The organism is Paenibacillus sp. RUD330, from assembly GCF_002243345.2.
GTDB lineage: Bacteria > Bacillota > Bacilli > Paenibacillales > Paenibacillaceae > Paenibacillus_O.
In genome coordinates, this window is sequence record NZ_CP022655.2 from 666,245 (window position 1) to 681,293 (window position 15,049).

At 41.3% G+C, this 15,049-nt stretch carries 15 protein-coding genes and 1 pseudogene; 15 read left to right on the forward strand and 1 reads right to left on the reverse strand.

Annotated elements, in window-relative coordinates; translation table 11 throughout:
* Positions 1–4: 4 nt before the first annotated feature.
* The 11 genes and pseudogenes from CIC07_RS02960 (at position 5) to CIC07_RS03010 (ending at position 12,538) form a co-directional block, all read left to right on the forward strand.
* Positions 5–475: an ArsI/CadI family heavy metal resistance metalloenzyme gene (locus tag CIC07_RS02960; protein ID WP_076360181.1), complete on the forward strand. Its 471-nt coding sequence runs from the start codon at positions 5–7 to the stop codon at positions 473–475.
* Positions 476–477: 2 nt separating this feature from the next.
* The gene (locus CIC07_RS02965) at positions 478–921 is read left to right on the forward strand and encodes a protein-tyrosine phosphatase family protein (RefSeq protein WP_076360131.1); all 444 of its coding nucleotides are present in this window, start codon (positions 478–480) and stop codon (positions 919–921) included.
* Between the two features lie 103 nt (positions 922–1,024).
* Entirely contained in the window at positions 1,025–1,474 is a 450-nt protein-coding gene (locus CIC07_RS02970; protein ID WP_076360133.1) for a MarR family winged helix-turn-helix transcriptional regulator, read from the forward strand.
* A 50-nt stretch (positions 1,475–1,524) separates the two neighbouring features.
* Positions 1,525–2,580 (forward strand): flavin-containing monooxygenase, encoded by a 1,056-nt coding sequence (locus tag CIC07_RS02975; protein WP_076360135.1) that lies wholly within the window; start codon positions 1,525–1,527, stop codon positions 2,578–2,580.
* A 54-nt stretch (positions 2,581–2,634) separates the two neighbouring features.
* Positions 2,635–3,056: pseudogene (locus CIC07_RS02980) on the forward strand (NAD(P)H-dependent oxidoreductase).
* 381 nt (positions 3,057–3,437) lie between these two features.
* The gene (locus CIC07_RS02985; RefSeq protein ID WP_076360137.1) at positions 3,438–4,238 is read left to right on the forward strand and encodes an arsenite methyltransferase; all 801 of its coding nucleotides are present in this window, start codon (positions 3,438–3,440) and stop codon (positions 4,236–4,238) included.
* 261 nt (positions 4,239–4,499) lie between these two features.
* Positions 4,500–5,921, forward strand: a complete 1,422-nt coding sequence (locus CIC07_RS02990) for a hypothetical protein (protein WP_083688734.1) — start codon at positions 4,500–4,502, stop codon at positions 5,919–5,921.
* A 331-nt stretch (positions 5,922–6,252) separates the two neighbouring features.
* Positions 6,253–7,497, forward strand: coding sequence for an ABC-three component system protein (locus CIC07_RS02995; RefSeq protein WP_076360141.1), 1,245 nt, complete (start codon positions 6,253–6,255; stop codon positions 7,495–7,497).
* Positions 7,481–7,978, forward strand: coding sequence for a three component ABC system middle component (locus tag CIC07_RS03000; protein ID WP_076360143.1), 498 nt, complete (start codon positions 7,481–7,483; stop codon positions 7,976–7,978). The genes CIC07_RS02995 and CIC07_RS03000 overlap by 17 nt, the downstream gene beginning before the upstream one ends.
* A gap of 3 nt (positions 7,979–7,981) precedes the next feature.
* Positions 7,982–9,958 carry a DUF3732 domain-containing protein gene (locus CIC07_RS03005; protein ID WP_076360145.1) on the forward strand — a complete coding sequence of 659 codons (1,977 nt, stop codon included), beginning with the start codon at positions 7,982–7,984 and terminating at the stop codon, positions 9,956–9,958.
* 33 nt (positions 9,959–9,991) lie between these two features.
* The gene (locus CIC07_RS03010; protein ID WP_076360147.1) at positions 9,992–12,538 is read left to right on the forward strand and encodes a helicase C-terminal domain-containing protein; all 2,547 of its coding nucleotides are present in this window, start codon (positions 9,992–9,994) and stop codon (positions 12,536–12,538) included.
* A 273-nt stretch (positions 12,539–12,811) separates the two neighbouring features.
* Here the strand turns inward: CIC07_RS03010 and CIC07_RS03015 are convergent, their stop codons facing one another.
* Positions 12,812–13,177, reverse strand: coding sequence for a helix-turn-helix domain-containing protein (locus CIC07_RS03015; RefSeq protein ID WP_076360149.1), 366 nt, complete (start codon positions 13,175–13,177; stop codon positions 12,812–12,814).
* A gap of 135 nt (positions 13,178–13,312) precedes the next feature.
* Between CIC07_RS03015 and CIC07_RS03020 the strand changes: the two genes are divergently transcribed.
* The 4 genes from CIC07_RS03020 (at position 13,313) to CIC07_RS03035 (ending at position 14,904) form a co-directional block, all read left to right on the forward strand.
* Positions 13,313–13,729, forward strand: a complete 417-nt coding sequence (locus tag CIC07_RS03020) for a hypothetical protein (protein WP_076360151.1) — start codon at positions 13,313–13,315, stop codon at positions 13,727–13,729.
* 127 nt (positions 13,730–13,856) lie between these two features.
* Entirely contained in the window at positions 13,857–14,219 is a 363-nt protein-coding gene (locus CIC07_RS03025) for a DUF6042 family protein (protein ID WP_076360153.1), read from the forward strand.
* An 85-nt stretch (positions 14,220–14,304) separates the two neighbouring features.
* The gene (locus tag CIC07_RS03030; protein ID WP_076360155.1) at positions 14,305–14,697 is read left to right on the forward strand and encodes a hypothetical protein; all 393 of its coding nucleotides are present in this window, start codon (positions 14,305–14,307) and stop codon (positions 14,695–14,697) included.
* Between the two features lie 24 nt (positions 14,698–14,721).
* A complete protein-coding gene (locus tag CIC07_RS03035) occupies positions 14,722–14,904 on the forward strand; it encodes a hypothetical protein (RefSeq protein WP_076360157.1) in 183 nt (60 codons plus the stop codon).
* Positions 14,905–15,049 lie beyond the last annotated feature (145 nt).

The following is a 15,049-nucleotide window of genomic DNA, read 5'->3' on the forward strand; positions in this document are numbered from 1 at the left end:
CGCTATGATCAAACGAATGCATGTCGCTTTAAATTGTACCGATTTAAACAAGGCTCTTGATTTTTATCGCGCTTTTTTCGGGACAGAGCCAAGTAAAATCAAAGAGAATTACGCCAAATTTGAGTTAGAAGAACCGGCGCTTCATTTTTCGCTCAATGTACGTCCCTTTGAACAAAAGGGTGTACTGAATCACTTGGGATTTCAAGTGAATAATACGGAAGAAGTGCTGGCCATGGGGGAGAGGCTTCGTCAAAGCGGACTGCTGCTGATTGACGAGATGAATACCACATGCTGCTATGCGGTACAGGATAAAGTTTGGGTGTATGATCCGGACGGCAACGCTTGGGAGATTTTCTATACCAAAGAAGATTCCGAATTCGAATCAGCCGGAGAAGCCAGGGATTTGTCCTTGTGCTGCGCGCCGCCAGCGGCCCCGGTTCCGATTGAGTTTGGATCGTTTAAAAAAGGAGTATAGTTATGTCGTCTGAAAAAAACTACCATGCTTTAATTCGGGATAAAATCTTTATGGGCGCGGCAACGGACGTGGAATCGATGGTGAAAAATGAAGGTATCGATGTGATCGTGGATCTGCGCGGCGAAGCGAAGGAGTGCGCCTATCCAGCGGCCAATGTGAAATGGATTCAAATTCCGTTAGCGGATAACTCTGCCGGACCGCAAGAAAAAGCCTTTGAGCAAGCGATCAAGGCCATCACCGAAGCTTTTTATCAAAACAAGAAAGTTGCTTTTCATTGTGGCGGAGGAAAGGGACGGACCGGTACGGTAGCCGCGGGCACCTTACTTGCTTTGGGATTAAGCGATACGCTTGACGAAGCCGAGGCCAAGGCGAAGAGCATTCGCAACATCATTGATATTAAACCCTCCCAGAGAGAATCGTTGCACAAATTATATCCCGGCAAATAAGCAACCAGGAGACCACTCTGCCGAGTGGTTTTTCTTTTTTGTGATTGAAACATTTGCAATTTGCAAATAAATATTGTATAACTATGTCATGAGGTGAACCACAGTGGAAAATGTTCGCGAACTATTTCAAATCATGACACGCCGTTTTGGGTTTCTCAATAAACATTGCTGTTCAGCCGGTGGCTGCGATATTTCCTTAGTGCAAAGCCATATTCTTTACGAAATCGACCGTCAGCATAAACCGTCCATTCAGCAGGTAGCCGAGGCGTTAGGGACCGATATTACGACCTTTAGCCGACAAGTCCAATCGTTAATCAAAATGAATTTGGTGAAAAAAACGCCCGATCCGGACGACCGCAGGGTGTATGTGCTTTCGCTCACGACAGAAGGGAAATACGTGGCCACGACGATTGACCAGCAAATGAACGCTTATTTAGCTGAAGTTTTCTCTCACATGAACGATTTTGAAAAAGAAACCGTCATTCGCTCCATTAAGCTTTTGAATGAAGCGATGTCGAAATCCAGCCTTTGCTGTTCCACCCCCATCGGGTGATTTCTTTTTTCTAATACTTGCAATTTGCAATTAAATCGGAGGATGTTGGTATGAATGAGGTATTGGATACGATTGTCATTGGAGGGGGGCAGGCGGGTCTTGCTACCGGCTATCATCTACAGAAGAAAGGACTTCGGTTTCTGATTTTGGACGCGAGCGACGAGGCGGGCGGTTCGTGGCCGCGTTATTACGATAGTCTCAAACTGTTCTCTCCGGCACGCTTTTCGTCGATGCCGGGCATGAAGTTCCCCAGCGATCCGAATGGTTATCCCAAGCGAGATGAAGTTATTCGTTATTTACAGGATTACCGGGCAAAGTTTCAATTGCCGGTCCGAACCAATCAACGCGTAGCATCGGTCGAAAGGGATGGAGAAGGGTTTACAGTCCGCACGATGGCAGGGGATACGTTTCGGGCGCGCACCATTATTAATGCGACCGGCTCATTTCACAATCCCTATACGCCAGTTTTGCCGGGGCAGGAGTTGTTTCAAGGCCACATCCTTCATTCCTCCGAATACCGAAATCCGGAGCCATTTATCAATCAACGCGTGGTGGTGGTCGGGCGCGGGAATTCTGCCGTACAGATCGGAGTTGAGCTGGCCGAAGTAAGTCATACGTCTTTAGCGGTACTCCGGCCGGTTCAGTTCGTGAAACAGAAGGTTTGGGGCCAGGATGTGCATTTTTGGGTGAGGCTGATTGGGTTTGACACCTTTCCATTTTGGCGATTCGGAAAAACAGCGCCGAGTTCAAGTGCGGTGAGCGATTCGGGCCGGTACAAAGAGAAAGTAGCGGCAGGGAAACCGGATCAACAACCGATGTTTACATCCTTTTATGAGGATGGCGTCATTTGGCCGAACGGGACAATAGAGCCGGTGCAAACGGTGATCTTTGCGACAGGCTACCGGCCGCATCTTCCCTACCTTCAAGCGATTGGCGCGCTGGATGCGGAAGGAAGGCCGTTACATCAAGCAGGCATAAGCGACGTTCCAGGGCTTTATTATGTGGGGCTGGAAGGGCAGCGTTCCTTTGCTTCTGCGACCTTAAGGGGGGTGGGGCCGGACGCGCAGTTTGTTGTGAAAAAGCTTTTGCATCATTTTAAACATTGAATGCTCATGTAGCCTTACAGAATACGATTTTTCGTAATGAAAGAAGTGAATGACATGAACGTACTTGTATTGATTGCTCACCCTCAGTTGAACCATTCGCGTGTGAACCGTAGGTGGAAGCAGGAGCTGGAAAGCGTGCCGGACGTGACGATCCATGATCTGTACGCGCAATATCCTGATGAGCATATTGACGTCAAAAGGAACAGTCGCTTTTGCATTCCCATGACAGGATCGTCTTTCAGTTCCCGTTTTACTGGTACAGCACGCCGCCTCTTTTGAAAAAATGGATGGAGGAAGTGTTTACGTATGGCTGGGCATACGGACCAGGAGGAAAAGCGCTGCAAGGCAAGGAGCTTATTTTGGCCATATCGATTGGCGGACCGGAGCATTCGTACCGGGTGGGGGGATACAACCACTACACGATCAGCGAACTAACTAGACCCCTCCAAGCGACGGCGAATTTGACCGGAATGTAATTTCTTCCTCATTTTGTCCAGTATGGCGTTGTCTCTGCCGAAGACGAGGTGATCAGCCGGAGCGCTTCAGCTTATGTGCAGCATATTACTGCGCCGCAGTCTCGTCGCTATAGGATGGCTCCTTGAAGGTGAACGTAACATATTTTTTTGATAGGAGGATAGGACCGACATGAACCTTAATTGGTTTGCTGCGGAAATGCTCATGAGACAACGCCAAATGGAGATCGAACGATCCGCTAGAGAAGCGTGGAAATGGTCAGACGCCATGCAAAAGCAATCGGGCCGATTCTTCAGCAGACGGCAAATCATTCGTGCAACACCAACGGCTTGCTGCACTACGAGCTGCTGTTGATTTTATAAAAAACTAAGGAGTGATCTTTCATGAATCAAGTGAGTAATGATCAAATTCGTCAAAACGTTCGGAATCGGTATAAAGAAATCGCCTTACAGGACGTAGGGGCGGGGTCCTGTTGTACGCCAGCGCCAGCCAATGATTGCTGTGGTTCGGCCGCGGATGTTTCCGCTAAAATGGGCTACTCGTCAGAAGAACTGACAGCCGTTCCGGATGGGGCGAACCTTGGCCTCGGCTGTGGCAATCCGCAAGCGATTGCCGCTTTGCAACCGGGAGAAGTCGTGTTGGACCTGGGCAGCGGCGGCGGATTTGATTGCTTTCTTGCCTCCCGTCAAGTAGGCGCTTCCGGCCGCGTCATTGGTGTGGATATGACCCCGGAAATGATCAGCCGCGCCCGCGAAAATGCCAACAAAAGCGGGTTTACCAATACCGAATTTCGACTGGGAGAGATCGAGCATCTACCGGTTCAGGACCACTCGGTAGACGTGATCATTTCGAACTGTGTAATTAATCTGTCCCCGTCGAAGCAGCAGGTTTTTGACGAGGCGTTCCGTGTGCTGCGTAACGGCGGCCGACTGGCCATATCGGATGTCGTGGCAACGGCCGATTTTCCGGATGAAATCAAGCAGGATATCGACCGTATCTATTCAGGGTGTATTTCAGGAGCTCCCTCCATCGGCGAACTGAAGGCCATGCTTGCGCAAAGCGGTTTTACCCATATTGAGATCGAGCCAAAAGACGAATCCCGGACGTTCATCAAGGATTGGATTCCTGGCGCAAATGTCGAACAATACCTGGTGTCCGCCGCGATACGTGCTATCAAGCCTTGAGCCATGAAGGGCCGAACTGTTGCAACTCATATTTAGCCGAACATGTTACGGCATAAAATAAGAAGGCGCTTCCGGGTTAGCTGGCAGCGCCTTGCGGTTTATATAGGCTGGGTAGTGTTCTGAAATTATTTACATCTACTTTGCGGGTGGTGTCAGCTTCGCTGGTACTACCCATTTCCTGTGGCAAATGAATCTGATCAAAAACTATAGGTATTTGAAATTATTAAGGAGGTTTTAAAGATAGTCGAGGAACAATCTCAGATGCTGTCTCGCGAGCAGATCTATAACGAGGTGTGGGAGCTGTCGCTTGCTGGCGTTGCTAGGAAGTATGGCACTTCGTACGGTCTATTATATAAGCTTTGTAAAGAAGCAAATGTGCCTGTACCTCCTTCAGGGTATTGGACGAAGTTATATTTCGGAAAGTCGGTATCGAAACCACCTCTTCCAAACTCCACTTTAAATGAAGTTGCTATTCCTCGTGCGAATGCGAAAACGCCGCGGGTAAGAGTACAGAATATTGATAAGGGTATGGCAACCATTTCAGAAGCAATACTTGAGGACACGCAGCAGGATGGAAACGCGGTAAACAATGCTGGTGCCGGTCCGAAAAACGTTAAGAATGATGATGTCTTGGAAGCAAGATTGGATATTGGCGCATTGTCACTATCCAAATCAAGAAAAAACCAAAAAAATTTCGATAATCGATCTTATTCTGAAGGCGCACACAATAACTTTTTGTTTAAGTTGGCATTCCTCGACGAGGATGAAAGGAACAAGGTATTTGATTTAGCGAATCAGGTACAGATTCCGCATGAAAAGGCCAAGACGCACCCTTTAGTTGCCGCACATAAGAACGTTGTAAGTGACTGGAATAAGAACGATAAAAAAGAAGTTGGGGCTCAAAGAAGTCGTCAAAACTACAGCTCGTATAAGTCCAGTCCTCCATTTTTAGCGGGCGTGATTTCGAAAGAGACGCTTCCGCGTGTTTATCGAATCCTTGGGGCACTTATTCATGCTATAGAACAGTTGGGAGGCTCAGTGACGGATTCTCTCACATTTATTGTTCGGAATGAGTCGGTATCCCTAGAGATATATGAAATGCAGGACAAAGTCGATCATGTTACAACAAAGTCAGAAGAAAATCAGATCCGAAAATATGAGGAGGACAAAAAACGGTACTCCTGGGCTTCGAAACCGAATTTACGCAAATATGATTATGTGTTTAACGGGCAGCTGTGCATCAATATAAATCAGACTCAAAATAAAAGGTTTCGTGATACCAAATCTTCCATTGTGGAAGACCAATTAGGAATTCTTCTGATCGAGATGTATGAAGCATCCGAAATTATACGAAAAGAGCGAGAAGCGCGCGAAGAAGAGCGTCGTAAACGCGAAGAAGCAGAGAGATTGAGAGAAGAACGCCGAGAACGTTATATGATTGAGGTCGAGCGCACAGTTGCATTAACAAATTTGGCTCAGGATTACGAGATGGCGTGCAAGATCAGAGCATTTGTTGCAGCTTTGGAATCATCCGGCAAAGGGGATGATTTAAAATGGATCGATTGGGCAAAGAGGAAAGCCGATTGGTATGATCCGATAATAGCTAGAGAAGACGAGTTTCTTGGGAAGCGTGAACACGGGAAAGGAAAAGATTTTAAAACTGAACATTCGTGGTGGCAATAGCTTTTCAGGAACTCTTAAAAACATATTTTTTCCTACTCCGATCATTTTTGCACGTAATAGTACTCATTCAGAAGTGTGAGGCGATTATTTTTGTTCAATCCAAAAGGTCACCCAAAGGTCACCCTGAGGTCACCCTGAGGTCACCCTGAGGTCACCCTGAGGTCACCCAAAGGTCACTTTCATGGGGAAATTTGGTTGAGGATACTTGAATATAATGCTAACATTATAATGATAAGGAAATGCAAGGTGCTTCATTACTATTTGACTAGACTATAATTACTAACCTTGCTACTGATCGTGTTTTTCATCCCCAATCCAGGAGTTGAAGTCAGTGGGCAAAACAAATAAAGAAAAATTAAAAGAAGAAGTTAAATTAGCCAACACACATGTTCCCGATAAAGTATACGCCTATTCGTTACAAGTACGACACGCTTTATATGAACTTCAGAGCTGTTCGTCTAACGATATAGTAAGTGTAGAGGTACTCGAAGATGTGGCTGTTGTAAAATCAGATGGATCTGTAGATGCCATACAGCTAAAAAGTGTTCTTTCAAACAACAACCCTATTTCAAATCGCGCGAAGGATTTATGGAAAACTCTTTATAATTGGTTATTATCCGTAACAAATCAAGAACTTGATGTTCACAACACAAAATTCACCCTTTTTGTAACAGCAGATAGAAAAGGATCAATTGCGGACTCCTTTAACGATGCAGCTACATTAGAGAAAGCACAAGCAGCTTGGGAAGCTGCAAGACAAGAGTTTTATAAAGATACAGGGGATGAAAAAGAGCTCTCAGACGAGTATGCATTATATATAAGAAATTTTTTTAAACCTCAGAATAGATCACTTGCAAGTCAGATCATTCAAAAATTTTGTTTGAAAACCATAAAAACAAACCATACTTCCCTTCTGTACGAAACGTTCTGTGAAAAAGCAATGATAGAAGAAGATTTAGGAGATATCTTATTTACGTATATGTTGGGATGGGTTGATAAGAAGTTATCTGAATTAGTTGAAAATAAACAACCAATGTGTTTATCGTATCAAGAATATAGAACAGAACTTATTGCGATCAGACGTGAATATAACCAAAAGCAGAGCTTAAAAGAATTAGCTCCAAGACCCACCGAACAGGAAGTTCAGGATGAGATGAGTGCATTAAGAAGATATGTCGAACAATTAGATGTTGTGGAATGCGATTATACGGAGAAAATTGAAGCAATAAATGATTATCTCCGAGCCTCTACTAACCGAACAATCTGGGCTAGGCGCGGGGATATCAGTGATGGAAATCTGACAAGCTATCAAGAAACACTAGTGAAAAAATGGGGTACTCAACGAAAAATTTTATCACTTCAATATAAGCATCTAAATCTTTCCCCCGAAGAATTGGGAAAGTTATTGTACCTTGAATGTAAAAATGAACCGATTAATATAGATCATCTTTATGTGCCAGATTTTTTTACTGCAGGATGTTATCACGCTTTATCTGATGATGTAGAAATTGGCTGGCATCCAAATTATAAAGATATTTTCATGCCAGGGAGTGGATTAAGTGTCCAACTTAAATAAGGAAATTCAAAACGTTCAGAACCCTGTATTCGGTGCATTTATTATATGGAACTTTGTAAGAGGTTACTATAGTAATAATAAAACGTTAATCCCATTCCCCCTATTATTTATTGTTTTACCAGTAATATGCCGTGAAGATATGGCCGAATTGTTGTTTTCCACTAATAAGCCTTCAGGCCTCCGAACCTTTGCTAACAAATTTCTTTCAACAAAAGTGCTTAAAAATGATCTTGTATCAAATATTCATATAAGTGTATCCAACATGAAAGAACTATCACTTCAGTCGATCCAAATAGCTCTCTACTCTTCCCTCATTGCTTTAGATTATGAGGAAGCGCTGGCTTTTCCTTTTACAACAACTGAACGAAAACAAGAACCCAAATCTATAGTTAAACTCGGAAAAGCTTCAGAAAAATTGGGATTTTGGTGTTCCCAACTAACTCTTCATGAAATATCTCAAATACTAAAAGTGAGGTTTTAAACAATGGATTTCCAAATAAAAAGACTTATCCTTTGGTCAAAAGAACCTCAATTCAAGCCAAAGGAGATTGAGTTTAAAACTAATTCCGTGAATATTATAACTGGTGCATCTCGTACTGGGAAATCTGCAATTATTCCTATAATCGATTATTGTTTAGCCTCGGATTCTTGCTATATACCTGTTAATACAATCAGAAATGCCTGTAGTTGGTTTGGTATCGTCATTGAAGTCAATCAAAAACAAGTGCTTCTAGCTAGACAAGAGCCTGGGCTCCAGAAGTCTACCGATAATATGTACATCGCATCCGATATTGAAGTTGAAGTCCCTGATACCCCTATAAAAAATACTAATAGAGATTCAGTTAAAAAATTTTTAGATGAATTGTCATCTTTGACTTTTTTAGACATCGATGCTGAGAATTCGAGTAACTACCTAGGTAGACCATCTTTTAGAGATTTAATGGCATTTTGTTTTCAACCTCAAAATATTGTAGCAAATGCAAACACATTATTTTATAAAGCGGATACTACAGAGCATAGAACAAAGCTTATAAATATTTTCCCATATATACTTGGTGCAGTTACCCCAGATATTCTTGCGAAGCGACAAGAAATTAATAATCTTACTAGAGTACTAAAGCGCAAAGAAAAAGAGCTAGTAAAGCTCAAAGAGGTATCCGAGAAATGGAAATCCGAAGTAAATGGCTGGCTTGCAATAGCACAAGAGTTTGGTCTTATTAAATTGAATGGATTAAAAGACCTTTCGTTTGAGGAACAAATTGAAATCCTTACATTAGTATCAGAGAAACGAGCATCGGATTCAAGCATTCTTAATAACAACATTGAAGCTTCCTCACAAGAAATTGTCGCCTTAAGGAAGGAGGAAAGTGAGCTATCTCTAAAGCTCTCATCCTTGAAAAATCGTTATACCGAAATGCGACAATTGATGAATAGTCTGGACGGGTATCGTGAATCTTTGACAATTCAAGTTGAACGCTTAAATATTTCTAAATGGTTAAAGAGCCTGACAGAAGACAATGAAACTTGTCCATTATTCGGAAAAACTAAAGAACATCCAAAGGAACAAATTGATAAATTCTACACCAATTTAATTAAGCTTGAAGATGAAACGGGATTTACAAATAAAATCCCAGCAGCATTTGAGCGCGAATTCGATAATGTAAAATCGGAAATCAGTATATTATCAGAGCAGATTACGGCAGTACAAAAAAGAATTAAATTACAAAGCCAAATTAGAAATTCTGCCGCGCATGAAAAATATACTGTTGAGAATATCTCCAGATTTATTGGCCAAGTACAATATGCAAACGAAACATTTAAGTCATTAGGCACAGATAGTGAATTAATTCTTGAGATAGAAGCCATCAACGAAACATTATCAAATTTAAGAGCACAGGTTAATGAAAGTGCAGTAATTCAAAGGGTCAATTCAGCAATTAATAAAATTGGAGCCTATGCAATAAGACTCTTACCATTACTTGATTCAGAACGCCCAAATGATCCCATTCGAATTGATTATCAGAACCTAACTGTTGTTGTCAGTGGACAAGATGGGCGTGACGATTTTCTTTGGGAAATAGGCAGTGGTTCGAATTGGCTTGCTTATCACATCTCAGTGACACTTGCATTTCATTTATTTTTCAACCAGCAAGGCCATTCACCAGTACCAGGATTCATTGTTTATGACCAACCTAGCCAGGTTTATTTCCCTAAAAAAATGGCAGTCAGAGAAAATGAACAAGAATTAGATCCTAAGCTTGAAAATGATGAAGATAGAATTGCTGTTAAAAAAATCTTTGAAACAATGTCAGAAGCGTTAAAGATATCTCAGTCAAAATTTCAAGTTATCGTATTAGAACATGCTGATAGCAGTATTTGGGGCGACATTCATAACGTCAACGAAGTTTGTGAATGGCGCGGCGACAATAATAAGCTCATTCCTGAAGAATGGATTAAATAATAACAAAATATTGTCACAGAACGGGGTGGAGACTTGTCTTTTGACTTTAGCCAATTTTTTAACAAGACAACTGGTCCTAGGGAACAACATCCAATAAAAATATATGATAACTTACCGAAAGGAAAGGTTAATGACCTCTGGCGAGGGCAGTACTTAGCACTTGAGGAATTACATCATATATTAGATCAAGGAAAAAAGCATGTTGTTGTACTTCTTAATACTGGAGGAGGAAAAACGGTAATTGGGCTCTTAGAGGGGCAATCAATTACTAATCGTTCTTTAGACAGAGTTTTTTACTTGTGCGGTTCAAATCAACTTATTGTTCAAACGGCTCAAGCTGCAGAAAGACTGGGACTTTCCGTAGCCACGTATTTTAATAGGAATATGGTTAATGAGCTTGAATTTAATACTGGCGAAATTCAATGCTTAACTAATTACCAAACCTTATTCAATGGGAAGAATACTCGTTTTAGAAGAGATATTGAAGGGATAATTTTCGATGATGCCCATGTTGCCTCTCACATCGTAAGAGAAAATTTCACTCTTCAAATTCCTGAATCTGAATTTCCTACGACTTATGCAACGTTAGTTGGGCAGGTCAGACAGTATTTTGAGTCTATACACAGAGGGCCTGAATTCGATCAGGTGGTTACTTTTAAGGATGATCCAAGTGTTCTTTTTATTCCTCTTTTTGTTTGGAGGCAAGTCGTAAGCCGCGTTATTGAGTCCCTCACAAACGAGGGTGTTACTACTAAAAAGGTCTCTATGTTCGCTTGGGAACACTTACGAAATAATTTGGATCTATGTGTAGCATTTCTAAGTTCAGATGGAATTGAGATATCGCCATTCCTACCACCAGTTAATACTTTACCTTTTATGTCTTCATCAGTAACGAAAGTATTCTTATCCGCAACTATGCAAAACAAACCAGAATTTGTTCGTACTTTTGGCTTCCTACCCGATGCATGTATCGAGCCTAAAACAAGCGCAGGAGAATCAGAGCGTCTTATTGTGACACCATATGTTAATCCTGAACTTAAAGAAGGCATGTTTAATTATATTATCGCTATTTCGAAATACTCCAAGATACTTATTATTCCCAAAAGTGAGCCTAGAGCTAAACGTTGGCGTGAGCATGAGATGACTTTTTCATCAGATGATTTTACACAAAAAGTTGAAGAATTCAAAAAAGCAAAGAACGGTATATTAGTCGCCCCTGCTAGATTTGAAGGAATGGATTTCCCTGGAGACACATGTAGATTTCTCGTAATAGATGGCCTCCCATCTGGAACTGGTAATATGGAAAAGTTCTTGTGGAACAATCTGGGGGATAACAAATTTCTGCAAGGAACAGTTGCTTCTAGGTTGATTCAAGCAATGGGCAGGATTTCAAGAGGAAATGATGATTACGGTGTCGTTTTTCTACTTGGAGATGACATTGGCGATTGGATCACAAGAGGAAGCAATCGCCAAGTAATTCCCCCATATGCTCGTGCTCAATTGGAACTTGGCGAACAACTCACTAAGAGTATCTCTGACTTTCAAAATTTGCACAAGTTAGTAGTGTCCGTAGTTGCTGTCCCACGTGATCCTGGATGGACTTCTGTGCACACAGCAAGGATACAACCTCATTCTGTTGCTAATGAAAAGCTTTCCGGAGATACTACGAGTGATTTTGAAGAACATGGTATACAAGTTGCATTTGCTGAACGGAAATTTTTAGAACATTTATGGGATCGGGAGTATCAACAAGCTGCACGAGCCTTAGAACAACATTTAGATTCTATCTTTAATCAAGACAAAGCACTTGCAGCCTGGCATGCACACTGGATAGGTTATGCTTACCTATTAGGTGGCAATACTTCTGCAGCCGAGAGATACTTTAATAGGGCTTCTAATGCTTATCGAGTCTTAGGCAGAATTAATTCTGATTCAGTCACTGCTTACGCCCCTCCCGTAATATTTGGCGACTCACAAGGAGAAAGAATCGCAAGTGTTCTCAGTGCGCGTGGTGACTTCAATTATGGATCATTTAGTGAAATGCAGGATCGTCTCTCTCCTCTTTATACTGAAAAAAATACGACTAATCAATATGAAGAAGCTATATCATGGTTGGGGAAATACTTGGGCTTTGCATCAAACAGACCTGATTCAGAAACAGGAGGGCGTGGACCGGACATATTTTGGAGTTCTACAGAAATTGACATATTAATTGAGAGTAAAGAAGATAAGAAAGATACTTCTTTTTACTCGAAAAGAGATGTAGGCCAAGCCTTAAATCACAGTGAATGGTATAAAGAAGAATTCCCAAACTCTGGCCGGAACCATAAGTTAATGATTGTCGGACCCATTATACCTGCTCATCCAACAGCTAGCCCTGGAGAACAAATGCACATTTGGACACCTTCAGAAATTTCAGCATTGGCCCATCGACTATCCTCTTTATTGTTTGATGCATATAATGCAAGTGACAGTGCTACCTACACTGCTACATTAAACAAAATGTTGGATGAAGCAGGAATGACATACTTGAAATTATTTGACTCTTTGCCTGATCGCCCTATTCAAAGAGTGCAATAGATCAAAAGCCCATCTTGTAAGCTATACCTAGGGTTCAAGTCCTGAATGGCGAAGGCAGTAATAGCTATATTGGGTTATAGGATAAAGGCTCGGCAGAGCCATATGGATAATGAGTGGGAGCCACGTTGTATACGAAATAGTTAGCTTATTAATCACATCGAAATATTCATTCCATAATGCATAGTGTTTTTAAGGTTTAACTCCAAGAAACAAAGAGCGAAATCCCGCGTAAAAAGGGGAATCGCTCTTTTTTGTGTACATCGATTAAAATAACTATTCAGATTTAGCAGAAGACTCAATTGATTTGAAAATTTCCTGTGTTATCTTATGGATCATCTTTACATCTTCGCATTTTTTCTTCGTTAGGTATTGGTAGTGTACCTCAAGGATAGATCTGGTCTCAAATTCCTGGGAGTCTGGTTCGATTTCTCGGAAATCAAGAAGGTCCCCCGGTTTTATGTTAAGAGCCTCCATAATTTTTTCCAGTGAATCAATGGAGAGGTTTCTTTTGCCAAGTTCGACTTCGGTCAAATATGAGGCTTGCTGTCCGGTGAGTTGGCTTAATTGATGTAAAGTCAGATTTTTATTATTACGAATGATTCGGATTTTATCACCGATCAGTTTTTTTAGTTCAGACATAGATATATAACCTCCCAACTTAAGGGTAAGTGCTATGACCTAAAAAATATATATCATCATAAGTGACATAAATTGAAATAATCACTTAAAAGTGATAAAATCAAGTTGCTGTTATTATATCTAGGGGTGAGCAAAATGATTCCAAAAGTGAGATCAGTGGAATCACTTATTTTGACGAATCAATCGTCTGATCAATTTGTAGCTCAATTTCGGAAAATCATTTTTCACAATGGCGCTCAATTTTTGATTCTTCAGCGGAACGATAAACAAAAAGTGCTGAAAATAAAATGTTGTGATGACGCAGTTAAATTGATTGGACCTAAAAAGGAAGAGTTTGAAGAACTGATTGATTATTTCCGCGAGGGTCATACGAAGACTCAAGCTAGTCCAATCGATTCAGATGAAGAATATTGGGTTATAGGAATAAGTTTCAATAAAGTGGAAACTAAGGGTGGATTATCTTTAGAATTTAAGATTTCCGACGAGAAGCCAATTGATATTCTTCCTTATATTATCCAGACGGGGGCTGAACATGTGTTCTTTTCAGAATGATGCTTTGAATTTTATAACTAATGGCAGGGTTACTGTAAGGGGGCTTTCGCAATTAGGGCTTATCCCTAAAGGGCAGTGTGTGATTCCTAACCGGTTTTATGAGGGAGGCTGGGGGAGATGGCTTCCTATGCCGAATATTACGTTATTGCCCTACTTTAGTGTTTCTGTAGCAAGCGGTTTTAACTGGGCAGAAACTGTCGCCTTTATGGAGAAAAAGGTCAAACCGAATACGTTTATTGACCTAGGCGATAATGGGGCAGATAAAAGGGATCATGAGGATGATGAGGTACAGTCTTTATACGAGAGGGAGACTGAAATTGAGCAAAAATTACAGGCTAATGGACTTCTGTATCCGAAATCGATAGTTGATGTTATTGATCTCTATGTGGCTTTGGGAGTGGCGTTCATAACAGAGGATCAGCAGGGGAAGTGGAGTCTAGATATGATTATACGTCCACTTCGAAAAATTGATGAAGTGCTAATCAATTAGCTAAATGAAATGACCGGACTGTCTTCCAAGGCGAGGGCGGTCTATTTCTATATCTGAAGAAAATCCAATGCCAAGGAGTGATAAAATGAGATTATTGAATGACACAGAAAAAGTGCAGTTTTTGATCGACTTGTTTGGCAACCATATGGAAAAAATTCCGAGCGAGAATTCATTTAGAGACTACATCGAATCAATTCAAGGCTTCTTAAAAACCCATGATTCAATCCTTCAAAAGGCGGCAATTTCTAATAGTATTCTGTTTTTTGAAAACCTTGAACACAGTATTTCCGAAATTGACTCTATAATTAGTTATTTTGAAAGGTACTTGGAAGAGCTGGAAGCTGAATTGCAAGAAGATCTGCAAAATCAATTCTTGAAAGGGAAAATCAAAGGAGTTAAGCATGCATTAGTGATCGTTAGAATGATGAGACAAGGCCGCAGGTATCAGGGTGAAGGAGTAAATATAATAATTGATTGATATGGCATGGGGAAGGATGGTTAGATGAAAATAACTCATACCCAAGCAATTGGATATTTAATTGCAGCAGTCGAAAAAGTTCAATTCCCGGAGGCGATGGATGCTGCATACGTCGTCCTAACATTTGAAGAGCTACTTAACGAACTAAGCAGCGAAGAAGCTGAAAAGATCTATAGGGAAGTGTGGCTAACGCATAGTCAAGAATAATTAACGGGGACAAATTATGGGAAGGATGACAAGCCGGCGAACGATGTATAAACATTATGCACAAGGGGTCATTGCTGAAATGCTGCAAATGGGTTATTTTAACGGTAGAGCAAAGGAAGTTTTTCTTGGTCACTACAAATACATG